Source organism: Streptomyces sp. 184, assembly GCF_045781775.1.
Classification (GTDB): Bacteria; Actinomycetota; Actinomycetes; order Streptomycetales; family Streptomycetaceae; genus Streptomyces.
The window spans coordinates 4,642,558-4,666,306 of sequence record NZ_CP123230.1 but is presented as its reverse complement, the minus strand read 5'-3'; the positions used below and the strand labels follow the sequence as shown (position 1 = coordinate 4,666,306).

Annotated in this window: 21 protein-coding genes; 15 read left to right on the top strand and 6 right to left on the bottom strand. The window is 73.8% G+C overall.

The features are described 5' to 3' along the window. The first annotated feature begins 149 nt into the window (after positions 1–149). The 4 genes from QBL21_RS19570 (at position 150) to QBL21_RS19555 (ending at position 3,633) form a co-directional block, all read left to right on the top strand. Positions 150–557, top strand: a complete 408-nt coding sequence (locus tag QBL21_RS19570; protein ID WP_407563515.1) for a thioredoxin family protein — start codon at positions 150–152, stop codon at positions 555–557. Between the two features lie 163 nt (positions 558–720). Then, entirely contained in the window at positions 721–1,506 is a 786-nt protein-coding gene (locus QBL21_RS19565; RefSeq protein WP_407563514.1) for an electron transfer flavoprotein subunit beta/FixA family protein, read from the top strand. Between the two features lie 60 nt (positions 1,507–1,566). Beyond that, positions 1,567–2,559: an electron transfer flavoprotein subunit alpha/FixB family protein gene (locus QBL21_RS19560; RefSeq protein ID WP_407563513.1), complete on the top strand. Its 993-nt coding sequence runs from the start codon at positions 1,567–1,569 to the stop codon at positions 2,557–2,559. A gap of 162 nt (positions 2,560–2,721) precedes the next feature. Continuing rightward, the gene (locus QBL21_RS19555; protein ID WP_407563512.1) at positions 2,722–3,633 is read left to right on the top strand and encodes a hypothetical protein; all 912 of its coding nucleotides are present in this window, start codon (positions 2,722–2,724) and stop codon (positions 3,631–3,633) included. 22 nt (positions 3,634–3,655) lie between these two features. Here the strand turns inward: QBL21_RS19555 and QBL21_RS19550 are convergent, their stop codons facing one another. After that, the gene (locus QBL21_RS19550) at positions 3,656–4,108 is read right to left on the bottom strand and encodes a winged helix-turn-helix transcriptional regulator (protein ID WP_407563511.1); all 453 of its coding nucleotides are present in this window, start codon (positions 4,106–4,108) and stop codon (positions 3,656–3,658) included. A gap of 94 nt (positions 4,109–4,202) precedes the next feature. On the opposite strand from QBL21_RS19550, the gene QBL21_RS19545 reads away from it, so the two are divergent. Then, entirely contained in the window at positions 4,203–5,459 is a 1,257-nt protein-coding gene (locus QBL21_RS19545; RefSeq protein WP_407563510.1) for an MFS transporter, read from the top strand. A 78-nt stretch (positions 5,460–5,537) separates the two neighbouring features. Beyond that, complete coding sequence (locus QBL21_RS19540) at positions 5,538–6,869, top strand: DUF6986 family protein (RefSeq protein ID WP_407563509.1); 1,332 nt, start codon at positions 5,538–5,540, stop codon at positions 6,867–6,869. A 289-nt stretch (positions 6,870–7,158) separates the two neighbouring features. Here QBL21_RS19540 and QBL21_RS19535 read toward each other — a convergent pair whose 3' ends face one another. Together QBL21_RS19535 and QBL21_RS19530 are read right to left on the bottom strand one after the other, a co-directional pair. After that, positions 7,159–8,352 (bottom strand): fumarylacetoacetate hydrolase family protein, encoded by a 1,194-nt coding sequence (locus QBL21_RS19535; protein WP_407563508.1) that lies wholly within the window; start codon positions 8,350–8,352, stop codon positions 7,159–7,161. A gap of 208 nt (positions 8,353–8,560) precedes the next feature. Further along, positions 8,561–9,547, bottom strand: a complete 987-nt coding sequence (locus QBL21_RS19530; protein WP_407566478.1) for a LacI family DNA-binding transcriptional regulator — start codon at positions 9,545–9,547, stop codon at positions 8,561–8,563. Positions 9,548–9,699: 152 nt separating this feature from the next. Between QBL21_RS19530 and QBL21_RS19525 the strand changes: the two genes are divergently transcribed. After that, positions 9,700–10,674 carry an ROK family protein gene (locus QBL21_RS19525; RefSeq protein WP_407563507.1) on the top strand — a complete coding sequence of 325 codons (975 nt, stop codon included), beginning with the start codon at positions 9,700–9,702 and terminating at the stop codon, positions 10,672–10,674. A gap of 142 nt (positions 10,675–10,816) precedes the next feature. Here QBL21_RS19525 and QBL21_RS19520 read toward each other — a convergent pair whose 3' ends face one another. Next, entirely contained in the window at positions 10,817–12,901 is a 2,085-nt protein-coding gene (locus tag QBL21_RS19520) for an NPCBM/NEW2 domain-containing protein (protein WP_407563506.1), read from the bottom strand. Between the two features lie 273 nt (positions 12,902–13,174). Between QBL21_RS19520 and QBL21_RS19515 the strand changes: the two genes are divergently transcribed. From QBL21_RS19515 to QBL21_RS19490, 6 genes are all read left to right on the top strand, one after another. Then, positions 13,175–14,449 carry an ABC transporter substrate-binding protein gene (locus tag QBL21_RS19515; protein ID WP_407563505.1) on the top strand — a complete coding sequence of 425 codons (1,275 nt, stop codon included), beginning with the start codon at positions 13,175–13,177 and terminating at the stop codon, positions 14,447–14,449. A gap of 6 nt (positions 14,450–14,455) precedes the next feature. Continuing rightward, positions 14,456–15,376, top strand: coding sequence for a carbohydrate ABC transporter permease (locus tag QBL21_RS19510; RefSeq protein WP_407563504.1), 921 nt, complete (start codon positions 14,456–14,458; stop codon positions 15,374–15,376). Then, positions 15,373–16,311, top strand: coding sequence for a carbohydrate ABC transporter permease (locus QBL21_RS19505; RefSeq protein ID WP_407563503.1), 939 nt, complete (start codon positions 15,373–15,375; stop codon positions 16,309–16,311). The genes QBL21_RS19510 and QBL21_RS19505 overlap by 4 nt, the downstream gene beginning before the upstream one ends. 398 nt (positions 16,312–16,709) lie before the next feature. Beyond that, on the top strand, positions 16,710–17,666 hold the full coding sequence (locus QBL21_RS19500) for an NUDIX domain-containing protein (RefSeq protein WP_407563502.1): 957 nt from the start codon (positions 16,710–16,712) through the stop codon (positions 17,664–17,666). Between the two features lie 168 nt (positions 17,667–17,834). After that, positions 17,835–18,518, top strand: coding sequence for a hypothetical protein (locus QBL21_RS19495; RefSeq protein WP_407563501.1), 684 nt, complete (start codon positions 17,835–17,837; stop codon positions 18,516–18,518). Positions 18,519–18,676: 158 nt separating this feature from the next. Further along, entirely contained in the window at positions 18,677–19,477 is an 801-nt protein-coding gene (locus QBL21_RS19490) for a class F sortase (RefSeq protein WP_407563500.1), read from the top strand. A gap of 41 nt (positions 19,478–19,518) precedes the next feature. Here the strand turns inward: QBL21_RS19490 and QBL21_RS19485 are convergent, their stop codons facing one another. Then, positions 19,519–20,889 carry a dipeptidase gene (locus tag QBL21_RS19485; protein ID WP_407563499.1) on the bottom strand — a complete coding sequence of 457 codons (1,371 nt, stop codon included), beginning with the start codon at positions 20,887–20,889 and terminating at the stop codon, positions 19,519–19,521. Between the two features lie 158 nt (positions 20,890–21,047). Here QBL21_RS19485 and QBL21_RS19480 point away from each other — a divergent pair, with 158 nt between their 5' ends. Beyond that, complete coding sequence (locus tag QBL21_RS19480; RefSeq protein ID WP_407563498.1) at positions 21,048–22,385, top strand: geranylgeranyl reductase family protein; 1,338 nt, start codon at positions 21,048–21,050, stop codon at positions 22,383–22,385. Here QBL21_RS19480 and QBL21_RS19475 read toward each other — a convergent pair. Next, positions 22,369–22,821, bottom strand: a complete 453-nt coding sequence (locus QBL21_RS19475) for a nitroreductase family deazaflavin-dependent oxidoreductase (protein ID WP_407563497.1) — start codon at positions 22,819–22,821, stop codon at positions 22,369–22,371. The two genes, QBL21_RS19480 and QBL21_RS19475, sit on opposite strands and share 17 nt — an antisense overlap. Positions 22,822–22,960: 139 nt before the next feature. Here QBL21_RS19475 and QBL21_RS19470 point away from each other — a divergent pair, with 139 nt between their 5' ends. Then, positions 22,961–23,659, top strand: coding sequence for a TetR/AcrR family transcriptional regulator (locus tag QBL21_RS19470; RefSeq protein ID WP_407563496.1), 699 nt, complete (start codon positions 22,961–22,963; stop codon positions 23,657–23,659). Positions 23,660–23,749 lie beyond the last annotated feature (90 nt).

The following is a 23,749-nucleotide window of genomic DNA, read 5'->3' as shown; positions in this document are numbered from 1 at the left end:
GAGGGTCAGGAGCTCCCGGCGGAAGTTACGCGTGCGTAGGTATCTGGTCCCCGCATCGTGCACGACGGGCGCGCCCGGCGCCAGACCCACCCCTTCGGCGTGACGGGATCTTGTCATCGCCCGCGCGGCGGTGCTGCATCCTGGAGGGCATGGCGGACGGCACGGCGGAGCGACCGGCGGCGGAGCGGGCGGGGGAGCTGCTGACGGCGGCGGACCTGGACGCGGCGGCTCCGGATGCGGCGGGGCTGGGGGAGCGGGCGACCCTCGTCCAGTTCTCCAGCGCCTTCTGCCGCCCCTGCACGGCGACGCGGCGGATCCTCGCGGACGTCGCGGGCATGGTCGCGGGCGTGACGTACGTGGACGTGGACGCCGAGAGCCACCTCGGCCTCGTCCGCAGGCTGAAGGTGGAGCGGACGCCGACCGTGCTGGTGCTGGACGCGGACGGCCGGGTGGTCCGCCGCGCCACGGGCCTGCCGCGCAAGGCGGACGTGATCGCCGCGCTGGGCGCCGCGGTGCCGGGCGAGCCGGCCGGGCGCGGAGGGGCGGAGGTCGCGTAGGAAATGTCACAGCCGAGCGGCCTTGAACGAGGGGTGCACACAAGGGTGTACTGGCGAGTAATAAACTGGACGGCGACCACCGGATCCGCCCGGTGGCAGCCGTCGATGACGCCTATGCTGCCAGCACGGCAGTGTCTCGATACGAAGCGGTAGGAGAGCCGGCGTGAGCTTGAGGATCGTTGTCTGTGTGAAGTACGTGCCCGACGCCACCGGCGACCGGCACTTCTCCGATGACCTGACCACCGACCGCGAGGCCGTGGACGGCCTGTTGTCGGAGCTGGACGAGTACGCGGTCGAACAGGCCCTCCAGATCTCCGAGGCCGCGGACGACGCGGAGATCACCGTGCTGACCGTGGGCCCCGAGGACGCGCGCGACGCGCTGCGCAAGGGCCTGTCCATGGGTGCCGACAAGGCCGTGCACGTCGAGGACGACGACCTGCACGGCACCGACGTGATGGGCACCTCGCTGGTGCTGGCCAAGGCCGTCGAGCACGTCGGCTACGACCTCGTCGTCTGCGGCATGGCCTCGACCGACGGCACCATGGGCGTGCTGCCGGCGATCCTCGCCGAGCGCCTGGGCGTGCCCCAGGTGACCCAGCTCTCCAGCGTCGCCGTGGCCGACGGCAAGGTCACCGGCCGCCGCGACGGCGACGCCGCCAGCGAGCAGTTGGAGGCGGCGCTGCCGGCCGTGGTGTCCGTGACCGACCAGTCGGGCGAGGCCCGTTACCCCTCGTTCAAGGGCATCATGGCGGCGAAGAAGAAGCCGGTGGAGACCCTGGACCTGGACGACCTGGGCATCGACGCAGAAGAGGTCGGCCTGGCGGGCGCGTGGACGAAGGTCGAGGACGCCACGAAGCGCCCGCCGCGCACCGCCGGCACGATCGTCAAGGACGAGGGCGAGGGCGGCAGGCAGCTCGCCGAGTTCCTCGCGGGCCAGAAGTTCATCTGAGCCCCCGCCTCCCCTTCGCCGTTCCGCCTTCCGCCCTCGTACCGCAGGAGAACGAGATCCATGACTGAAGTCCTCGTCTACGTCGACCACGTCGACGGCGCCGTGCGCAAGCCGACGCTGGAACTGCTGACCCTCGCCCGCCGCATCGGCGACCCGGTCGCCGTCCACCTGGGCCCCGGCGTCGACGCCGCGGCGCCCGTGCTCGCGGAGCACGGCGCGGTGCGCGTGCTGACCTCCGACGCCTCCGAGTTCGCCGACTACCTCGTCGTACCGAAGGTCGACGCGCTGAAGGCCGCGTACGACGCCGTGCAGCCGGCCGCCGTGCTGCTGCCGTCGTCGGTGGAGGGCAAGGAGATCGGCGCCCGCCTCGCGGTGCGCATCGGCTCCGGCATCATCACCGACGCCGTGGACGTCGAGGCCGGCGATGGGGGCACCGCCCAGGGCGAAGCCTCTGGGGGAGGCCCGGTCACCACCCAGGCCGTGTTCGCCGCCGCGTTCACCACCAGGTCGCGCGTCTCGCGCGGCACCCCGGTCATCACCGTCAAGCCCAACTCCGCCGCCCCCGAGGCCGCCCCGGTCGAGAGCGCCGTGGAGCAGTTGACGGTCGGCTTCGGCGAGTCCGCGGTCGGTACGAAGATCGTGGGGCGGACCCCGCGCGAGTCGACGGGCCGCCCCGAGCTGACCGAGGCGGCGATCGTCGTCTCCGGCGGCCGCGGCGTCAACGGCGCCGAGAACTTCGGCCTCATCGAGGCGCTGGCCGACTCCCTCGGCGCGGCCGTGGGCGCCTCCCGCGCGGCCGTGGACGCCGGCTGGTACCCGCACTCGCACCAGGTCGGCCAGACCGGCAAGACGGTCTCGCCGCAGCTCTACATCGCGGCCGGCATCTCCGGCGCCATCCAGCACCGGGCGGGCATGCAGACGTCGAAGACGATCGTCGCCGTGAACAAGGACAACGAGGCGCCGATCTTCGACCTCGTGGACTACGGCGTGGTGGGCGACCTCTTCGCGGTCGTCCCGCAGCTCACCGAGGAGGTCAAGGCCCGCAAGGGCTGACCGGCGCGGGGCGGCCCGCGGGGCCGCCCCGACCGCCGGACCGCTGCCGTCCGGAAGGGCCCGTGGCGCCGTGTGTGCGGTGCCGCGGGCCCTTCTCGTGCCGCGGACGTGCCCTTGCGGTGCCGTGGTCGGTGCCGCGCAGCGCGTGGGAGGATGCGGCGCATGAGCGGGAGCGGGAGCGCGGGCCCGTACGCCTGGCTGCCGCCGGGCGCCCGGGAGTGGAGCCCGCCGTACGGCGGCGTGCCGGGCACCTGGCCGCGGTTCACGGTCGCGTACGCGCTGCTGGTGCTGCTGCGGATCACCGGGGACGTGCCGGTGCCGTGGCTGCTCGGGGCGGCGGCGGTCGTGGGGGCGGCGAGCGCGGCGGGGTACCTGCTGCGCCGGCGCGGCGTCCGGCCGCGGGGCGGCAGTTGGGTGGTCACCGAGCCGGGTGCGGCGTCGCTGGTGGTGCCCGCCGGTACGGCGGGGGCGGCGGTGCGTACGACGGTCGCGGACGGCGGCCGGGTCCTCGGCGGGGCGGAGGCGGCGGGCGCGCTGCGCGGGGCGGAGGCGCTGCTGCGGTCGGCGGACCGGGATCCGGCGGCGCTGGCGGCGGTCGCGTCGGGGCCGGAGCGCGACGGCGGGGTGCTGTACGTCGTGTACGACGAGCGGTCGGCGTTCGCGCTACGGGCGGATGCCCCCGGTGCCGCGGGCGGAGGCGCGGGCGCGGACCGGCCGGGCGGGAGGCCGGAGCGGGGCACCGGCGCCCGGCGGTGGAAGCTGCTCGCCGAGGTGGCGGGGGAGTTGGGCGCCGAGGTGCCGCCGGCGGGCGGCGCGGGCGGCGTGGAGGGCGCGGGCGGCCCCGGTGGCGTACCGGACGCGCTGACTCCGGCCGGGCGCGGCGCTGCCTCGCTTGCGGCCACGGCCGCGGCTGCCGCCGGGACACCGCTGCCGGGGACGGATCCCGGCGTACGCGCCCTGCCCTGGCCGCCGCATCGCGCCGCCGCCGCGGCGGCGGACAGCGCCCTGCGCCTGCTGACGTTCGCGGTGCCGGTCGCGCTGTGGGCCGCCTGGCTCGCCGGCGCCTGGTCCTGAGCCCGGGGACGTCACACCCGGATCACTCCGTGGAGACCTTGTGGACGGCGGTGTCGTCCGGGCCCAGCCGCCGCCCGTCGGCCGCCAGCACCTCCAGACCGCGCAGGCGCCGCCCCTCCCGCCGGTCGACCAGCTCCGAGTGCGGTTCGCCGGGGGCGAAGAAGTTCTGCTCGCCCCACTGCCGCAGCGCCACGATGACGGGGAAGAGCGCCTCGCCCTTCGGCGTCAGTACGTACTCGCGGTAGGCGCTGCCGTCCGAGGCGGGGACGGAGTCGAGGACGCCGCCGTCGACCAGGGTGCGCAGCCGTGCGGTGAGGATGTTCTTCGCCACGCCCAGGCTGCGCTGGAACTCCCCGAAGCGCCGGCTCCCGTCGAAGGCGTCCCGCACGATCAGCAGCGACCACCAGTCGCCGATCGCGTCGACCGACCGGGCGACGGGGCATTCGCTGCCGTCGAAGCGCGTCCTGGCCACCATGGCGTTCCTTCCGTAAGGCGGTTGCAACATGCTACCAAAAAGGCTTACCGTCATCGCTGGTAGCAAGATGAAACCAGACTGGAGGGGAATGCTCATGCCCGGCAGCGGTGAGGTAGCGACGGAACGGGCCGGCGTCCGGAGCGGGGAGGTCTCCGCGTACGTCCTGCCCCGCGGCGTCGTCATGCTCTTCGCCGTCGCCTGCGGGACCGCGGTCGCCAACGTCTACTTCGCCCAGCCGCTCCTGGTGGCCATGGGCGACGACCTCGCGATGAGCCCGGCACTCGTCGGCGGCATCGTCACCCTCACCCACGTCGGATACGGGCTGGGACTCTTCCTCCTGGTGCCGTTGGGCGACACGGCCGACCGCAGGCGGCTCGTCGTGGCCCAGATGCTGCTGCTGGTGGTGGCGCTGGCCGTGGTGGCCGCCGCTCCCACGGCCGCGGTGCTGCTCGCGGGCATGGCCGCGATGGGGCTGCTGGCGGTCGTCACGCAGACGCTGGTGGCCTTCGCCGCGTCGCTGGCCGCTCCCGCCGAGCGCGGCCGGGTCGTGGGGCTGGTCACGGGCGGCGTGGTCATCGGCATCCTCCTCGCCCGCACCGCGTCGGGCGTCCTGGCCGACCTCGCTGGCTGGCGCTCCGTCTACCTCGCCTCGGCGTCGCTCACCGCCCTCCTCGCCCTGGTCCTGCACCGCGTGCTGCCGCGGCACGGCGGCGCGCCGCCGGCGACCCTGCGCTACGGGCAACTGCTGCGCTCCACGGTCACCCTGTTCGCACGGGAACGGCTGCTGAGGGTCCGGGCGTTGCTCGCCCTCCTGGTCTTCGCCGCGTTCAGCACGCTGTGGAGCAGCGTCGCGCTGCCGCTCAGCGCGGCCCCGTACGACCTGTCGCCCAGCGCGATCGGGATGCTGGGGCTGATCGGTGTCGTGGGTGCGCTGGCCGCGTCCGCGGCGGGGCGGCTGAACGACCGCGGGCTCTCCCGGCGGACCACGGGCACGGCCCTGGCGCTGCTCGCCGCCTCCTGGCTGCCGCTGGCCTTCACCCGCGAGTCGCTCTGGGCGCTGGTCGCGGGAGTGATCCTTCTCGACCTCGCCGTGCAGGCGGTCCACGTCACCAACCAGACCCTGATCTACGCGCTGCACCCCGACGCGGGCAGCCGCCTCATCGGCGGTTACATGGTCTTCTACTCGACCGGCAGCGCCACCGGCGCCATCGCCGCCACCTCCCTCTACGCGGCGGCCGGGTGGGGCGCCGTGTGCGCGCTGGGGGCGGCGTTCAGCGGCCTGGGGTTCCTGCTGTGGCTGTGCACGCGGCACGAGGCCCCGCGCGGGCTGCCGGAACCTCGCCGTGCGTGACCTGCTGCCCCGTCGTTGACGTGCCGGGGACGCCCGGATACGTTCACTTCAACGTTTTGTTGAACATCGGGAGGGTGCATGGTGGCGCAGGACGACCCGGCCGCGACGTCGATCGGCGCCCCCGTGCGGGCCCGGATCGCCGCCGCCCTCGCCCCCGTCGACGCCGAACTGGCCCGCCGCTACCCCGGCGACCCCGGCACCCGCCAGCCCGTGCACACCGTCTACGTCCCCGCCGACGCCTTCGGCGCCCGTACCGTACGGGACTGGGGCCGGCAGGCACTCGACGCGCTCGACGCGCACGCGCCCGACGCCGGTGCGCTGGCCGCCGCGCTCGGGCTGCCCGACGCGGCGGCGGAGGTGTACGACCGGGTGCGCGCCAAGCTCGCGCGCGAGCCGGTCGAGGACCTGCGCGTCGACTTCGAGGACGGCTACGGCCCGCGCCCCGACGACGAGGAGGACGCCGCGGCCGTGGCCGCCGCCCGGCTGGTCGCGGACGCCGTCGCCGGCCCGAGCGCGCCGCCGTACGTCGGCATCCGCGCCAAGTGCCTGGAGGCCGCCGTCCGCGACCGCGGCATCCGCACGCTCGACCTCTTCCTCACCGCGCTGCTGCGGGCGGGTGGCGGCGCGCTGCCGGACGGGCTGGTGCTGACGCTGCCGAAGGTCACGTACCCGGAGCAGGTGAGCGCGATGGCCGCGCTGCTGGGGGAGTTCGAGAGGGCGCACGGCCTGACCGCCGGGCGGCTCGGCTTCGAGATCCAGATCGAGACGACGCAGGCGGTTCTCGGCGCGGACGGCCGCGCCACGGTCGCGCGGATGATCGACGGGGCCGGCGGGCGGGCGACCGGGCTGCACTACGGGACGTTCGACTACAGCGCGGCGTGCGGGGTGAGCGCGGCGTACCAGTCGATGGACCACCCGGTGGCGGACCACGCGAAGGCCGTGATGCAGGTGGCCGCGGCGGGCACGGGCGTACGGCTGTCGGACGGGTCGACGAACGTGCTGCCGGTGGGGGACACGACGGCGGTGCACGCGGCCTGGCGGCTGCACTACGGGCTGGTGCGGCGGTCGTTGGCGCGCGGGTACTACCAGGGGTGGGACATGCATCCGGGGCACCTGCCGACGCGGTACGCGGCGGTGTACGCGTTCTACCGGGAAGGGCTCGACGCGGCGTGCGCCCGGCTGACGGCGTACGCGGGGCGCGGGGGTGTCGGGGGCGGCAGGGTCGGCGGAGGCGTCGGGAGCGGCGGGGCCGGGGCCGTGCTGGACGAGCCCGCGACGGCGCGGGCGCTCAGCGGCTACCTGCTGCGGGGCCTGGACTGCGGGGCGGTGGACACGGCGGAGGTCACCGCGCGGACGGGGCTGGGGCGCGCCGAACTGGACGCGCTGGCGGGGCGTTTGCCGCGGGGGTGAGGGCGGGGCGCGACCGGCCGGCGGGGAGGCGGGTCCGTAGGCCCGTACTTCCGTGGGGTCGTACGTCCGCAGGCCCGCAGGATCGTACGCCGGTGGGCCCGTGGGGCCGTACGTCCGCAGGTCCGTGGGGCCGGCCCTGCTGCCGGTGGCGCGTGCTTGTCGGAGGGGCGGCCTACCCTGGGGCGGGTGTGTGGGGGAAGCGGTTCGGCGGGCCTGCGGTTCGGCGGGCCTGCGGTTCGGCCGGTTCGCGCACGGCAGGCTTGGCAGTTGACTGCGGTGTGCGCGGGGGTCAGTTCGCCGGCTCCCCGAGCAGGCCGCGGCGGGCGAGGCCGGTGTAGAGGGCGCGTATGCCCGACTCCCACGGGGGCGCCTGCTCGCTGGTGGTGACCTTGTTGCGCAGGGTGCCGAGGAGCGGGGTGGAGATCTCCACCACATCGCCCTCGCGATGGGTGAAGCCGCTGCCGGGGGCGCCCCGGTCGGCGGTGGGCGCAAAGAGCGTGCCGGTGAAGAGCACGACACCGTCGGGGTACTGGTGGCGGCGGTTCACGGCCTGGGCGACCAGGGTCTCCAGCGGGCGGCTGATACGCGCCATGTCGGAGGAGTCCCGCAGCGCGAAGCCGTCCTCGCCGTGTACCGCCAGGCCGATCGTCGCCCCGCGTACGGAGTCGACGGTGAAGGCGTCGTCGGTGAGGCGGACGAACGGGCCGAGGGCGGTGGAGGCGTTGTTGTCCTTCGCCTGGGGCAGCAGCAGGGCGCTGCGGCCCTCCACGTCGCGGAGGTTCACGTCGTTGCCGAGGGTCACGCCCGCGATGCGGCCGTCCGAGGCGACGACGAGGACCAACTCGGGCTCGGGGTTGTTCCATTCGGAGACCTCGGCCACGCCGATCCGCGCCCCGTACCCCACGGCCGACAGCACCGGCCCCTTGGTGAAGATCTCCGCGTCCGGCCCGAGGCCGACCTCCAGGTACTGCGACCACAGGCCCTGCTCGCGCAGCCACGCCAGCAGTTCGACGGCCTCCGGGCTGCCGGCCCGTACCGTCTCCAGCCGGGTGCCGAGCCGGGCGCCGATCAGTGCCCGGATCTCGTCCGCCGCGGCGGCGACGCCGCCGGCGCGCTCCTCGATGACCCGCTCCATCATGCTGTCCGCGAACGTCACCCCGGCCGCCTTGAGGACCTGGAGGTCCACCGGCGCCAGCAGCCGCGGCCGGTCCGCGTCCCCGGCGGCCGTGGCGGCCAGCACCTCGGCGAGCGGCCAGGTGCGCCCGGCCGCGGCGGCGCGGACGCGGGCGGCGGCGCCGGGGTGCTCCAGCAGGTCGGAGACGGTCGGCCCGAGGGCGGTGACGTCGACGAGGGCGTCGCCGCGGACGGTGACCACGCTGGGGCTCCCGTCGGCGGGGTCGGTCAGGCGGCCGACCAGCAGGGCGGCGTCCGCGTCGGCGGGCAGGACGTCCGCGGGGGAGGAGGGGATCTCGCGGGAGGCCATGGGGATCCGGCCTTTCTGTGCGCGTGGCGGGGTGCTCGTACTGACTTCGCATGATGATCGGAAGAGGCCGCCGGGGAAAGGGGGGCGCCCGTGCCGATGGATGTGTGCCGGGCGCCGGAGCGGAGTTCCGCGCCGCGAGCGGCCCGGGTGACGCACCGCCGCGTGCCTTCCCGTGTGGCGTACCGCCCCTGTGACGTACCGCCCCGCGTCAGCCCGCCGGCGGCAGTTCGCCCGAGCCGCGCGCGATCAGCCGCGTGGGCAGAACCAGCCGCTCCGGGTCGCCGGCCGCGCCCTCGAGCCGGTCGAAGAGCCGGGCCGCCGCGCGCCGGCCCAGCTCCGCCGAGTCCTGCGCGACGACGGTGATCCCGGGCGAGAGCATGTCGGCCATCTCGAAGTCGTCGAAGCCGACGAGCGCCGCCGTCCGCCCGCCGGCCGTGAGCGTCCGCACGGCGGTGACGGTGACCCGGTTGTTGCCGGTGAACAGGGCCGTCACCGGGTCCGGTGCCGAGGTCATCCGTACGCACTCCGCCGCCACCCGCGCCGGCTCCGTGCTGCCCAGCGACGTCCACGTGCCGGCGACCGGCAGTCCGGCGTCCGCCATCGCCGCCCGGTAGCCGCGCAGCCGTTCGGCGGCGGTGTGGATGCGGGGGTGGTCGCCGATGAAGCCGATACGGCGGTGCCCGTGGCCGACGAGGTGCTCGACGGCCCGGCGCGCGCCGCCGTAGTTGTCGGACAGCACGGTGTCGGCGCTGATCCGCCCCGGCGGCCGGTCGACGAAGACGGCGGCCACGCCGGCGGCCAGTTCCGGTTCGAGATAGCGGTGGTCGGTGCTCGCGGGCACGACGACCAGACCGTCCACGCGGCGCGCGCACAGCGCGAGCACCAACTCCTCCTCGCGCGCGGGGTCCTCGCCGCTGGAGCCGTGGATGAGCAGCGAGCCGTGCGCGCGGGCGATGTCCTCGACGGCCCCGCTGAGGGGCGCGTAGAACGGGTCGGCCAGGTCCTCCAGCACCAGCCCGACGGTGGCGGTGCGCCCTTTGCGCAGGATGCGGGCGCTGTCGTTGCGGCGGAAGCCGAGCGCGTCGATGGCGTCCCTGACCCGCCGCTCGGTCTCCTGCGTGACGCCGGGCTCTTCGTTGACCACCCGCGAGACGGTCTTCAGGCCGACGCCCGCGCGGGCGGCGACGTCCTTCATCGTCGGACGGCTGCCGTAGCGGGGCCGCTGAGGGCCGGGGAGATGATCGGGCACGCGCCAGATGATAAGGGCTAGACAACGTTGTCACCATGGGGGCAGACTGACCGCGCACCGCATCCGCCCGCCCGACCGCCCCTCCAGGAGACGTCACGATGGTCGCCGCCCAGCCCACCGAGCTGGTCGCCGCGCTCGACATCGGCGGTACGAAGACCGCCGCGGCCCTGGTCGACGGCGGCGGCCGGCTGCTCGCCCGGGCCCAGCGGCCCACGCCCGCCGCCGCGGACGGCGAGACGATCATGGCCGCCGTGACCGGCGCGCTGCGCGAGCTGGCCGCCGCCGACCCCGCCGGCTGGGCCCGCGCGAGCGCCGTGGGCATCGGCAGCGCCGGCCCCGTGGACGCCTCGGTGGGCACCGTCAGCCCCGTCAACATCCCCGGCTGGCGCGACTACCGCCTCGTGGCCGCCGTGCGCGAGGCCACCGGCGGACTGCCGGTCGTGCTCGTCGGCGACGGCGTCGCCATGGCCGCAGCCGAGCACTGGCAGGGTGCGGCCCGCGGCCGGTCCGCCGCGCTGTGCATGGTCGTCTCCACCGGCGTCGGCGGCGGGCTCGTCCTCGACGGCCGGCCGTATCCCGGCCCCACCGGCAACTCCGGGCACATCGGCCACATCAGCGTCGACCTCGACGGCGACCCGTGCCCATGCGGCGGGCGCGGCTGCGTGGAGCGCATCGCCTCGGGGCCCAACATCGCGCGCCGCGCCCTCGCCGAGGGCTGGACCCCGGGCCCGGACGGCGACGACACCGCAGCAGGTGTCGCCGCGGCGGCCCGCGCGGGCGACCCCGTGGCGCTCGCCTCCTTCGACCGGGCCGCCAAGGCGCTGGCCGCCGGGATCGCCGCCACCGCGACGCTGGTCGAGATCGAGGTGGCGGTGATCGGCGGCGGCGTGGCGGCGGCGGGGGAACTGCTGTTCGCGCCGGTACGGCAGCACCTGAAGGCGTACGCCGCGCTGTCGTACGCCGCGGAGGTGGCGGTGGTCCCGGCGCATCTCGGTACGGACGCGGGCCTGATCGGCGCCGCCGCGGCGGCGGCGCAGAAGCTGGGCCTGCGGCGGTTCACCGCACCCGGCTGACGGCCGGGTGCGGTGCGGGGCAGCGGCCCGGCGCGTACGGCAGCGGGTGCTGCCGGGCCGGTGCCCCCCGCGGGCGGGTGCGGCGCCGCGTGCGTCAGGCGCGGCGGCGCACCCGCCCACTCCATCGGTGCGCTATGGGGCGTCAGCAGGTGAACTGCGCGTCCGCCCAGTCGGCGTGGTCGTAGTTCACGCCGTCGCCGCCGTCGGTGACGACCAGCCGTACGGTCTGCGCGTCGCCGATGTCCGCGGACAGCGGCTGCGCCGCCTTGTCGTGCGTGAGCACGCCGGAGTCCGCGACCTTGGCGCCGTCCGCCCAGACCTCGAAGGCCACCGCGCCGTTGTTCCCGGACTCGTCGTCCAGCCCGACCCGGGCGCTGAACGTCTCGCACTCCGCACCGGTGTAGAACCCGATGTCGCTGGCGGCGTGGACGCCCAGGCCCTTCGCGAACGTCTCGCCGCCGATGGTCAGCGGCCCGCCGTCGCCCGCCTGCTGCTCGCCGACGCTGGCGTCCCGTTCCACCGGACCCCAGCCGTTGCCGGCCTCCAGCCACTCCCAGTCGCTCGCGTACGTGGTCCCCGCGGGCGGGCTCGTGACCACGTACGCCGCGCCCGCCGAGGTCAGCGAGACGGCCTTGCCGGACGGCGAGGCGTAGCCCGCGGACAGTGGGAACTCCTGCCGGCCGGTCGTGGCGTCGTCGGGGGCGGTGAGCTGCCACGTGGTGGTCAGCGTGCCGCCCGGCCCGACCTTCTTCGCGGTGGTGGGCGAGCCGGTCTCCACCTGCCAGCCGGCGGGCGCGTCGAGCCCGACGGTGACGTTCTTCGCCGGGGTGACGCCGGTGTTGCGGAACGTCGTCGTCACCTCGGCCTCGCCGCCCGCCTCGACGTACGGCGCGGCGTCGGCGCCGAACTCGGCGGCCGGCGGGTACGACCCGGCGCCGTCACCGGGCCAGAGGCGGTAGAGCACGGTGCCGTGCGCGGGCACGGTCGCGGAGATCTCGCCGCCGGTGTTGTAGTCCTGGTGCTGCCACAGGTCGCGCATCCGGTAGCCGTCCGCGGCCGGCAGGCCCACGGCGTCGGCGGTGGTGGAGATGCGCTGCGGCGTGTTCGACTCGTTGAACAGCGCCACCGCGCGGCTGCCGTCGGCCATCTCCTTGGCGACGACCCAGCGGCCGTCCTCGGAGGTGACCACGGCGCCCTGCTTGCCCAGCGGGTCCTGGTCGACGGCGATGACGTCCCTGTTCTCCAGGATCTCGAACGTCGCCTCGTCGGCGGTGCGCAGGTCGGAGCCGATGAGCAGCGGCGCCGCCATGATCGACCACATCGAGAAGTGCGTGCGGTACTCGGTGTCGGTCATGCCGCCGTTGCCGACCTCCAGCATGTCCGGGTCGTTCCAGTGCCCCGGACCCGCGTACTCGGCGAGCGGCAGGTTCTGCTTCATGATGCCGAGCATGCTCGACCAGTTGTCGCTGATGTCACCGGTCGTACGCCACAGGTGGCCGACGTCCTCCGCCCACTCCCACGGCTTGTTCTGGCCCCACTCGCAGATGCTGTAGACGATGGGCCTGCCGGTGGTCTCGGAGGCGGCCTTCAGCGCGTCGCGCATCTTGGTGTAGCGCTCGACGGCATCGACGCCCTGGTTGTTGCAGTTGTCGTACTTGAGGTAGTCGATGCCCCACTCGGCGAACTGCATCGCGTCGCTCTCCTCGTGCCCGAGGGCACCGGGGAAGCCGGCCGAGTTGCAGGTCTTGGTGCCGGCGCTGGTGTAGATGCCGATCTTCAGACCCTTGGAGTGGACGTAGTCGGCCACCGCCTTGATCCCGTCGGGGAAGCGCACGGGGTCGGGGACGAGCTTGCCGTTCGCGTCGCGCTCGGGCAGCGCCCAGCAGTCGTCGAGGTTCACGTACTCGTAGCCGGCGTCCTTCAGGCCGCGCTCGACGAAGATGTCGGCGATGCCCTTGACCATGTCCTGGTCGAACTCCGCCCGGCAGTGCGTGGAGTTCCAGTTGTTGAAGCCCATGGGCGGGGTCTTGGCCAGCCCGTCGGGCAGCCGGAGGTCCGGCTGCGCCGCCGGCTTCGCGGCGCCGGTCGCGCTCTGCGCCCGGGCTCCCGTGGGCGCCGCCACGGCCGGCGCGGTGAGGACCGCGCACAGGGCGACCGCTCCGGCGGCGCCGATCACCGCGCGCACGTACGACCTCGCGGCTCTTCGTGCGGATGGCTCTTTCCGCATCGGATCCACTCCTCTGGGTGGGGGTGCTTCGAACGTGTTGGGTCATGGACGCGTCACACGAGCGTTTACGGTAGAGCTTGTTCGACTCTGTCGGAAGAGATGCGGTAACAGTTGGCTGAGACACGGTCAAAACCCTTGACAGTGACCCTGGGTGGAGGTGTGATCCCACAATCTTCGTTCGGTTGTGTTTGGTTAACACTCCACGGAAGGGTTGCGATGAGCGCCTCATCTTCTGCCGGCAGGACTGTAGGCCGCCCCACCACCGCACCGCCGATGACGCGCCGGAGTCTGCTGCGAGGAGCCGCTGTCGGCGCCGGCGCGGTCACTCTCCCGGCGCTGCTCGCGGCCTGCGGAAGCGGGCCGGGCGGGGACGGCAAGACCGTGACGCTGGGGTCCAACGCCTCCGACGAGGTGCCCCGCAAGGCGTTCCAGGACGTGTTCGACGCGTTCGGGAAGAAGTCGAAGAAAGAGGTCGAGGTCAACACCGTCGACCACAACACGTTCCAGGAGAACATCAACCGGTACCTACAGGGCCGGCCGGACGACGTGTTCATGTGGTTCGCCGGCTACCGGATGCAGTTCTTCGCCGAGCGCGGGCTGCTCACGGAGATCAGCGACCTGTGGAAGGGCTTCGACGGCTTCTCCGGCGCGCTGAAGGACCAGTCCACCGGCGCCGACGGCAAGCAGTACTTCGTGCCGTTCTACTACTACCCGTGGGCGGTCTTCTACCGGAAGAGCGTCTTCGAGCAGGGCGGCTACGAGATACCGACGACGTTCGACCAGTACACGGCCCTGGCCAAGCAGATGCAGAAGGACGGCCTGGTCCCGTTCGCCTTCGGCGACAAGGACGGCTGGCCGGCCATGGGCACGTTCGACTACCTCGACATGCGCGCCAACGGCTACGAGTTCCACAAGTCGCTGATGGCCGGCGAGGAGTCCTGGACCGACCCCCGGGTGCGCGAGGTCTTCGACCTGTGGCGCGGCCTCATGCCGTACCACGACCAGGGCGCCAACGGCCGCACCTGGCAGGAGGCCGCCCAGTCGCTGGCCCAGAAGAAGACCGGCATGGCCGTGCTCGGCCTGCCGCACCCCGGCCAGCAGTTCCCCGAGGCCGACCGCGAGGACCTCGACTTCTTCCCCTTCCCCGAGATATCGCCCGAGCACGGCCAGGACGCCGTCGAGGCGCCCATCGACGGCTTCCTGATGTCCGCCAAGGTCAAGAACGAGGAAGGCGCGCAGGAACTGCTGAAGTACCTCGCCACCCCGGTCGCCGAGGAGACGTACCTGAAGTCCGACCCCAACAACGTCGCGGTGCACGCCGACGCCGACACCGCCTCCTACAGCACGCTCCAGAAGAAGGCCGCGGAGCTGGTCTCGAACGCCAAGCAGATATCCCAGTTCCTCGACCGGGACACCCGCCCGGACTTCGCCTCGACGGTCATGATCAAGGCGCTCCAGGACTTCATCGACGACCCCGACGACATCGACGGCCTGCTCAAGGGCATCGAGGGCCAGAAGAAGACCATTTTCGCCGAAGGCCAGGAGTAGCCCGCCGTGCCGCTCGTCACCCGCGTGCGGCGCACCGGACGGCGGGGGCCGCGGCGGTTCTCCCTCCGCGACCTCGCCGTCATCGGCGTGCTGCTCGGCTTCGCCATCCTGCTGGACCTGTTCATCATCTGGGGGCCGACGGTCGCCTCCATCACCCTGTCCTTCTCCTCCTGGGACGGCCTGTCCGACCTGAGCTGGGTCGGCGGCGACAACTACGACACGCTCGCCGGCGGCGACTACCCGCCGTTCTGGCCCGCGGTGCGCAACAACCTGCTGTGGATCGCGTTCCTGGGACTGGTGGCCACGCCCTTCGGGCTGCTGCTCGCGGTCGTCATCGACCGCGGCGTGCGCTTCTCGCGCTTCTACCAGTCCACGATCTACCTGCCGGTGGTGCTCTCCCTCGCCGTCGTCGGCTTCATCGCCCAACTGGTCTTCTCCCGCGACCAGGGCGCGCTGAACGCCATCCTCGGCAACGAGAACAACCCCACCGACTGGCTCGGCGACCGCGACCTCAACATCTGGATGGTGCTGCTGGCCGCCGGCTGGCGGCACACCGGCTACGTGATGATCCTCTACCTGGCCGGGCTGAAGGCCGTGGCGCCGGAGCTGAAGGAAGCCGCCGCCATCGACGGCGCGAACGAACGCCAGACCTTCCTGCGCGTGGTCTTCCCCACGATGCGGCCGGTCAACGTCGTCGTCCTGGTCATCACCGTCATCGAGGCGCTACGCGCCTTCGACATCGTCTACGCCATCAACAAGGGCAGAAACGGCCTGGAACTGCTGTCCGTGCTCGTCACCGACAACATCATCGGCGAGGCCAGCCGCATCGGCTTCGGCTCCGCCATCGCCGTCGTGCTGCTGACCGTCTCCCTGGGATTCATCGTGACCTATCTGGTGCAGGAGATGCGCGGGGAGGAGCACCGATGACCGCCGACACACCCGCCGTGGCTCCCTCGCGCCCCGCCGCCGCGGCGCCGGCCAAGGCGCCCGGCCGCCCGGCCGCACGCCGGCCGCGCCGCGGCCGGTTCGGCGTGCACATCTTCCTCGGCGGGGTCTCGCTCGCCTTCATGGCCCCGCTGCTGCTCGCCGTGTACGCCTCGCTGCGCCCGTACGAGGAGACGGCCAAGCACGGCTACTTCTCGTTCCCCCGCAAGCTGTCCTTCGACTACTACCGGCAGGCGTTCTCCGACTCGGAGATGAGCAAGTACTTCGTCAACTCGCTCATCATCGCCGTGCCCGGCGTGCTGATCGTGCTCTTCCTGGCGTCGTTCGCCGCCTTCGTGCTGGCCCGGCTGCGCATCCGCGGCGGGTTCTTCCTGCTCATCCTCTTCACCGCGGGCAACCTGCTGCCGCAGCAGGTCATCGTCACGCCGCTGTACGTGATGTTCAACCGCATCGAGCTGCCGTACTGGATGTCCGAGTCGATGATGATGTACGACTCGTACTGGGCCGTCATCTCCGCCAACGTCGGCTTCCAGCTCGGCTTCTGCGTCTTCGTGCTGGCGAACTTCATGCGCACGCTGCCCACCGAGATCCTGGAGGCCGCGGTCGTCGACGGCGCCGGGGTGTGGACCCAGTACTGGCGGATCACCCTGCCCCTGTGCCGGCCGGCGCTGGCGGCGCTGGGCACGCTCCAGTTCACCTGGATGTACAACGACTTCCTGTGGGCGCTGGTCTTCATCTCCGACGGCGACAAGCTCCCGATCACCTCGGCGCTGAACAACCTGCGCGGGCAGTTCTTCACCGACTACAACCTGCTCGCCGCGGGATCCGTACTCGTCGCACTGCCCACGGTCATCGTCTTCCTGCTCCTCCAGCGCCACTTCATCGCCGGGCTGACGCTCGGCTCCACGAAGGGGTGAGGAGGCGGCGGCGGGCGAGGCCGCCGGTCAGGCGAAGGCGGCCCGCCGGAGAGCGGAGAGGGCGACGGCGGCCCGGGGGGAGCCGTCGACCAGCCCTTCTGATCTCCGGACCGGGCCGCCGTAACCGGCCCGCGTGCGGCGGGCAGGTGAGCGACACCCTGCCTGGTCGGGGGCGTGCGGTGGATGGGCCGAACGGTCCCCTGCCGGACCCCGTACGGCCCGGTTGGGCCGTAGGCCGCGGCGTACGGGCAGGGGGAGCGCCGGCTTCGTCCGCGACCCGGCGCAATTGCGCCGGGTCGCGTCGGTGTGACGTAGCCCGGCGGCCAAACTCTTCGCTCGGAGTTTCCCCGGGAGCAGGTAGCGGGCAACTCTCTGGGGGCGGCTGAGAGGGGGAACATGTGATCGTCTGGTTGAACGGTGCATGGGATACGGGTCTGCTCCGCGTCGCGCACGAACTGGTGGAGCTGACGCCGGGGAGCATCCTGTACGACCCGGAGCTGACGGGCGGACAACTGCGGCGGCTGCTGCCGCAGAAGCGGCTGGAGGAGGTCGACGACGAGCAGGAGCTGCCGTCGTGGCGGCGGCTGGTGGTGGAGACGGCGGCGGCGCTGCTGGCGGAGGCGGACGGTCCGCTGGTGGTGCCGGCGGCGCTGTGGCGCCAGGAGCACCGCGACGAGATCTTCGGCAGGCTGGCCTCTCGCCGCTTCGAAGTGCGGCATTTGCTGGTCTCGTTTGACGAAACGATCCTGCACACCGGCTCTTTCCCGCACTGGCTCACAAGCGACGCCCACCTCGTCGAAGCCGCGGGTCTGACCCCCCGCCGGGCCGCCGAGGAGATCGCCTCCTGCCTGCGCGCCGGGGCCGGGCACTGCGACATCGTGCAGAACTCCGAACCCACCCGCGAGACGCTCGCCGCGGGCGTGCTGCTCTTCGACGAGGACGACCGGGTGCTCCTGGTCGACCCTACGTACAAGCCGGGCTGGGAGTTCCCCGGCGGCGTCGTCGAGGCCGGCGAGGCGCCGGCGCGCGGCGGCGTCCGGGAGGTGGCGGAGGAGCTGGGGCTGACGCTGCGCCGGCCGCCCCGGCTGCTGGTAGTGGACTGGGAGCCGCCCCGCCCGCCCGAGTTCGGCGGGCTGCGGCTGCTCTACGACGGCGGCCGGCTGCGCCCCGCCGAGGCGGCCGGCGTCCTGCTGCCGGGTCCCGAGCTGCGCGCCTGGCGGTTCGTCACGGAGGAGGAGGCGGGCGCGCTGCTGCCGGCGGTGCGGTTCAGCCGGCTGCGCTGGGCGCTGCGGGCCCGGCAGCGCGGCGCCGCGGTCTACCTGGAGGGCGGCGCGCCGACCGTGGAGGGGGCGTAGCGCGAGGGGGACGCGAGGAGCGCGCTGGGGTGACCGGAGCAACCCTATTGGGCCTGCTATTGCCCCATTCGGCAGTTTTTGAGTGCGTGTCAATGGCTCTGGCTGCATAGCGTCTCTGCTAGCGGCGGCCCACGTCGTCGCGTCCCCCACTTCAGGAGCTAACGAGCGATGCGGATCATATCCACGGCGCTGGCCGCCGCGGCGGTCGGCGCCCTCGCCGCCGGCCTCACGGCCACGGTGGCGACGGCGCAGGGCAACGACAGCAACATCACCTCCTTCGGCTTCACCGTCACCCCCAAGACCGTCAAACCCGGCGGCAAGGTCGATCTGACCGTGACGGAGTGCGACAAGGAGGCCACGGCCTCGTCGGGGGTCTTCGACAAGACGACCCTCGGCATGGGCGGCGGCACCCAGAGCGCACAGGTGAAGGTCGACCTGGACGCCAAGCCGGGCGCCGAGTACGACGTGACCTTCACCTGCGGCGCCGAGTCCGGCACCACGCCCCTGACCATCGCCGACGACGGCGGGTCGGAGGTCGGAGCCACGTCGCGGCCACGGCAGGACCCCGGCGGGGAGGCGACACGGTCCGCCCGGCCGGCGCAACCCGCCCAGCCCGGAAAGGAAGCCGCCCGGCCGGCGCAACCCGCCCAGCCGGGCAAGGAGGCCGTGCGGCCGGCGCAACCCGCCGAGCCGGCCCAGCCGGTGAAGCCCACCCGGCCGGCCCGCGGCGGGCTGGGCGGCTCCCAGGAGGGCAGCACCGCGATGCTCGCCGGCGGCGCCGGACTCACGGCCGCCGGTGCGTTCGGCGGGGTCCTGCTCCTGCGGCGCCGGGAGGCGCCCGGGCGCGGCTGACCCCGCGGCGCAGGCACCCGTCCGCATCGCGCGCGGCGCCCCGCGGCCCGAGGGCCGCGGGGCGCACGACGCAGGCCGTACCCGACCCCCGCCCAGCTCCCCGCCCCTTTCCCCGCGCAGTTCCCCGCGCGGCTCCCTGCGCAGAAACGGTCCGCACCATGCACGAGCACCGCACCATCGACCCGTACGCCGCGATGCCCTACGGCATGACCCCGCACGGCACGCTGCCCCACGACACGACCGGGCACGGGGCCGCCCCGAACGGCACGGCGCCCGGCGGACCGCCCCCGGACCCCCGCGGCGACGGCGACGGTGAGGGCGGCGGGAGCGTGGCCGGGGCGCTGCGCAACAGGTTCGCCGCGGGCGTCGTCATCTGCGTGATGCTCCTGGGCATCGGCATGATCCACACCGCGCTCACCGGCGGGTTCGGCCCGCCCCAGCCCTCCGCCGGGAGCGGCCTCGCCGACGACGGCCCGCCCGCGCACCCCGCGCTGCCCACCTCACCGCCCGCCGCGATCCGCATCCCCGCCATCGGAGTCGACGCACCCCTGACCGACGTCGGGCTGGACCCCGACGGCTGGCTCGCGGCGCCGCCCCCGGGTGTGCGCAACCTCGCCGGCTGGTACCGGGACGCCGCCACCCCCGGCGCCGCCGGCACCGCCGTCGTCACCGGGCACGTCGACGACGCGGCCGGGCCCGCCGTCTTCTACCGCCTCGGCGGCCTGAAGCGCGGCGAAGTCGTCAAGGTGGACCGGAAGGACGGCCGCACCGCGGTGTTCACCGTGTACGCCGTCGAGGTCTTCGACGCCGACGACTTCCCCAGCGGACGCGTCTACGGCGACACCGACCGCGCCGAACTGCGCGTGCTCACCTGCGGCGGCGACTACCGCGAGGACGCAGGCAACCCCGGCTACGAGGGCAACGTCGTCGTCTTCGCCCGGCTCACGGATGTCGTCTGACCACCCGGTCCGGGCCCGGCCGCCCGCGCCGTCCCGCCGCGTCAGCCCGCGCGACCCGCCGCGTACCCGTGCAGGAACAGCGCCTCCGTGAACGACAGCCGCTCCAGCTCCTCCGGCGACACGCTCTCGTTCACCGCGTGGATCTGCGCCTGCGGCTCGGAGAGCCCGATCAGCAGGATCTCCGCCCGCGGGTACAGCTCGGCGAGGGTGTTGCACAGCGGGATCGTGCCGCCCTGCCCGGCCACCTGCATCTCCTCGCCCGGGTACGCCGCGCGCATCGCCTCCGCCATCGCGCGGTACGCGGGGCTGGTGACGTCGGCGCGGAACGGCTCGCCCGAGCCGTACGGCTCGGTGGTCACCCGTACGCCCCAGGGCGCGTGCGTCTCGAAGTGCGCGGTCAGCCGCTTCGTCGCCTCGGCCGAGTCGTGGCCGGGCGGCAGCCGCAGGCTCACCAGCGCCGCGGCGGTGGCCTGCACCGACGGCGTGGCCTCGGCCACCGAGGGGACGTCCATGCCGACCACCGTCACCGCCGGGCCGGACCAGATGCGGTCCGCGACGCTGCCGGAGCCGATCAGCTCCACCCCGTCGAGCACCTTCGCGTCCCGGCGGAAGTCCTCCTCCGGGTACGTCAGGCCCTCCCACCGGGAGCCGGGCGCCAGGCCGTCCACCGTGGTCGAGCCGTCGGGGGCGCGCAGCGAGTCGAGGATCCGGATGAGCGCGGCGAGGGCGTCGGGGGCGGCGCCGCCGAACTGGCCCGAGTGCAGGTTCCCCGCCAGCGCGTCCACCTGCACGCGCAGCATCGTCATGCCGCGCAGCGTGGCCGTGACGGTGGGCAGCCCGACGCGGAAGTTGCCGACGTCGCCGATGACGATCGTGTCGGCCGCCAGCAACTCCGGGTACTGCACCGCGTACTGCTGGAGGCCGCCGGTGCCCTGCTCCTCCGAGCCCTCCACGATGATCTTGACCGAGACCGGCACGCCGCCGTTCTCGCGCAGCGCGCGCAGCGCGGTCAGGTGCATGATGACGCCGCCCTTGCAGTCGGCGGCGCCGCGCCCGTACCACCGGCCGTCGCGCTCGGTCAGCTCGAACGGCGGGCTGAGCCACGCCGATTCGTCGAGCGGCGGCTGTACGTCGTAGTGGGCGTAGAGCAGCACCGTGGGGGCGCCGGCCGGGCCGGGCAGATACCCGTACACCGAACGAGTCCCGTCCGGGGTGTCGAGCAACTGCACGTCCGTGAAGCCCTCGGTGGCCAGCGACTCCTCGATCCACCGGGCGGCGGCGTCGGACTCGCTCGCCGGGAAGCGCTCCGGGTCGATGAGCGCCACCGAGCGGAAGGAGACCAGCTCGGCCAGCTCGGTACGGGCGCGCGGCAGCAGGCCGGCGACGGTGCCGGCAAGCCGATCGGTGTCCATGGGAACGCTCCTCGGGCGAACTGCGTTGTGTCCTGCGGTGTCGGGTCCCGGTATCGGGGCGAGCGGTGACGATCATCGCACAGCGGTGCGTCGTTCTAGGATGCGGCAGGTGGGCGCCCCCGGGTGGGGGTTGCCGGAAACAGGAGCAGAGAGCCAACGTGACCAGCGAGAACGAGGCGGGCAACGAAGCGGGCGAAGCGGCGGACGGCCGCTCGCCGGGCGACGCGCAGGACGGGACGCCGGACGCGGCGCCGGACGCGGGGCACGACCCCGCGCCGGGGGACCGGGCCGGCGAGGACCCGGGCGTCTGGGACGTCGTCGTGATCGGCGCCGGTCCCGCCGGCGCCTCGGCGGCGTGCGCCGCCGCCGGCCAGGGCCGCCGCGTCCTGCTCCTGGAACGCTCCGAGCTGCCCCGCTACAAGACCTGCGGCGGCGGCATCATCGGGCTGTCCCGCGAGGCGCTCCCCGAGGGCGTCGAACTGCCGCTGCGCGACCGCGTCAACGCCGTGACGTTCACCATGCGCGGCCGGCTGGGCCGCACCCGGCGCTCCCGCCGTACCCTGTTCGGGCTCGTCAACCGCGCCGAGCTGGACGCCCGGCTGGCCGAGGCCGCGCAGCGCGCGGGTGCGCGGTTGCGCACCGGCGTCACCGTCGCCCGCGTCGAACAGCACGGGCCCGACGTGCCCGACCGGCGCACGGTGGCCGTGCATCTGGCGGGCGGCGAGAAGGTGCTCGCCCGCGCCGTCGTCGGCGCGGACGGCAGCGCGGGGCGGACCAGCAGCCACGTCGGGGTGGAGCTGGAGCAGGTGGACCTGGGGCTGGAGGCGGAGATCCCGGTGCCGCCGGAGGTCGCCGACGACTGGCGCGGCCGGGTACTCATCGACTGGGGCCCGCTGCCCGGGAGTTACGGGTGGGTCTTCCCCAAGGGCGACACGCTGACGGTCGGCGTGATCTCCGCCCGCGGCGACGGTGCCGCGACCAAGCGCTATCTGGAGGAGTTCACCGCCCGGCTGGGCCTGGCGGGCTTCGAGCCGAGCCTGTCCTCCGGGCACCTCACGCGCTGCCGCGCGCACAACTCGCCGCTGTCCCGCGGCCGGGTCGTGGTCTGCGGCGACGCCGCCGGGCTGCTGGAGCCGTGGACCCGGGAGGGCATCTCGTACGCGCTGCGCTCCGGCCGGCTCGCGGGGGAGTGGGCGGTGCGGATCGCGGAGGCGCAGGACGCGGTGGACGCCCGGCGCCAGGCGCTCAACTACGCCTTCGCCGTCAAGGCCGGCCTCGGCGTGGAGATGGCGGTCGGGCGGCGGATGCTGGCGGCGTTCGAGCGGCACCCCGCGGTGTTCCACGCGGCGCTGACCGGGTTCCGGCCGGCGTGGCACATGTTCACCAAGATCACGCAGGGGTCGACGACGCTCGGCGAGATCGTCCGCACCCACCCGGTGGCGCACCGGGCGCTGTCGATGCTGGACCGGAAGGGCGCGCTCAGCGGGTCTCGGTGAGACGGAAGACGGGGTGGTCGGGGGCGGCGGCGAGCAGCTCCTCGTCGGAGGAGTCGGCCGTCACGCCCTGGAAGTACTGGTTGACCTCCCAGCCCCAGCGCTTGAGGTAGCTGCGCAGCACGGGCACGGCGGTGGCGGGCGGCAGCTCCTCGACGGTGAAGGCGCGCACCCTGCGCCCGACGCGCAGCTCGCCGCCGCCGGCCGCGCGCATGTTCCGTACCCACTGGGAGTGGCCGCGGGCGGAGACGAGGTACTGCTCGCCGTCGTGGCGGTGGGGGTTGACGGGCAGGCGCAGCATCTTACCGGACTTGCGGCCGCGTACGGACAGCTCGGCGGTGCCCATGATGCTCACCCCGCGGCGGGCGAGCCAGCCCACCACCTTGTTGAGCCGCGAGGCGACGGGGCCGGCCTTGAGGTAGTGGGGCTGTGCGGACATCGCGGCCTCCTGGCGTGAGCGGTGATCTGATTCGAGAGCAGTGCTCTCGATGTAGAGCAGTGTGCATCAGATCGGTGCTCCAGAGCAAGAGCACTGCTCTCGTTTGTGTGCACCGCTCTCGCGGTGGCAGACTGGCCCCATGACGAGGGTCACCGGAGCCAGGGAGCGCGCCCGTACCGAGATCGCGGAGAGCATCAGGGCGGAGGCCAGACGGCAGCTCGCCGACGCGGGCGCCGCCCGCCTCTCGCTGCGCGCCGTCGCCCGCGAGCTGGGCATGGTCTCCTCCGCGCTCTACCGCTACTACCCCAGCCGCGACGACCTCCTCACCGCGCTCATCATCGACGCCTACGACGCCGTCGGCGCCGCCGCGGAACGCGCCGCCGCCGCACCCGCCGCCGACCCCGTCGCCCGCTGGACCGCCGCCTGCCACGCCGTGCGCCGCTGGGCGCTGGCCCACCCGCACGAGTACGCCCTCCTCTACGGCTCCCCGGTCCCCGGCTACGCCGCCCCCGAGGCCACCAACGCCCCCGGTTCCCGCGTCGCCCGCGCCCTCATCGCCGTCGCCGAGGACGCCGCCGACGCTGGGCTGCTCGACCCCGCGCCCGTCGAGTCCGCCGCCGTGCTCCGCGACGCCGAGCAGTTGGTGCGCCGCCTCGGCGTGCGACTGCACCCGGCGGCGATGGCCCGGCTGACCGCCGCCTGGTCCCAGCTCTTCGGCCTCGTCGGCTTCGAGGTGTTCGGCCAGTTCGACAACGTCGTCCACGCCCGCGAGGAGTTCTTCGACCGGGCCGCGGCCGACCTGGCCCGCGGCATCGGCCTGCGCACCCCCGCCCCGTAACCGCGCCCCGCAGCCCGGCCGCCCGCACCGCCCGCCCGTTCCGGCGGGGAGCCTGCAACCACCGGCCTCACCCCCCGCTGAGCAGGTACT

Coding starts and splice junctions, on each gene's coding strand:
- QBL21_RS19570 (WP_407563515.1), top strand. CDS start 150: ATGGCGGACGGCACGGCGGAGCGACCGGCGGCGGAGCGGGCGGGGGAG.
- QBL21_RS19560 (WP_407563513.1), top strand. CDS start 1,567: ATGACTGAAGTCCTCGTCTACGTCGACCACGTCGACGGCGCCGTGCGC.
- QBL21_RS19555 (WP_407563512.1), top strand. CDS start 2,722: ATGAGCGGGAGCGGGAGCGCGGGCCCGTACGCCTGGCTGCCGCCGGGC.
- QBL21_RS19550 (WP_407563511.1), bottom strand. CDS start 4,108: ATGGTGGCCAGGACGCGCTTCGACGGCAGCGAATGCCCCGTCGCCCGG.
- QBL21_RS19545 (WP_407563510.1), top strand. CDS start 4,203: ATGCCCGGCAGCGGTGAGGTAGCGACGGAACGGGCCGGCGTCCGGAGC.
- QBL21_RS19540 (WP_407563509.1), top strand. CDS start 5,538: ATGGTGGCGCAGGACGACCCGGCCGCGACGTCGATCGGCGCCCCCGTG.
- QBL21_RS19535 (WP_407563508.1), bottom strand. CDS start 8,352: ATGGCCTCCCGCGAGATCCCCTCCTCCCCCGCGGACGTCCTGCCCGCC.
- QBL21_RS19530 (WP_407566478.1), bottom strand. CDS start 9,547: ATGAAGGACGTCGCCGCCCGCGCGGGCGTCGGCCTGAAGACCGTCTCG.
- QBL21_RS19525 (WP_407563507.1), top strand. CDS start 9,700: ATGGTCGCCGCCCAGCCCACCGAGCTGGTCGCCGCGCTCGACATCGGC.
- QBL21_RS19520 (WP_407563506.1), bottom strand. CDS start 12,901: ATGCGGAAAGAGCCATCCGCACGAAGAGCCGCGAGGTCGTACGTGCGC.
- QBL21_RS19515 (WP_407563505.1), top strand. CDS start 13,175: ATGACGCGCCGGAGTCTGCTGCGAGGAGCCGCTGTCGGCGCCGGCGCG.
- QBL21_RS19505 (WP_407563503.1), top strand. CDS start 15,373: ATGACCGCCGACACACCCGCCGTGGCTCCCTCGCGCCCCGCCGCCGCG.
- QBL21_RS19495 (WP_407563501.1), top strand. CDS start 17,835: ATGCGGATCATATCCACGGCGCTGGCCGCCGCGGCGGTCGGCGCCCTC.
- QBL21_RS19490 (WP_407563500.1), top strand. CDS start 18,677: ATGCACGAGCACCGCACCATCGACCCGTACGCCGCGATGCCCTACGGC.
- QBL21_RS19485 (WP_407563499.1), bottom strand. CDS start 20,889: ATGGACACCGATCGGCTTGCCGGCACCGTCGCCGGCCTGCTGCCGCGC.
- QBL21_RS19475 (WP_407563497.1), bottom strand. CDS start 22,821: ATGTCCGCACAGCCCCACTACCTCAAGGCCGGCCCCGTCGCCTCGCGG.
- QBL21_RS19470 (WP_407563496.1), top strand. CDS start 22,961: ATGACGAGGGTCACCGGAGCCAGGGAGCGCGCCCGTACCGAGATCGCG.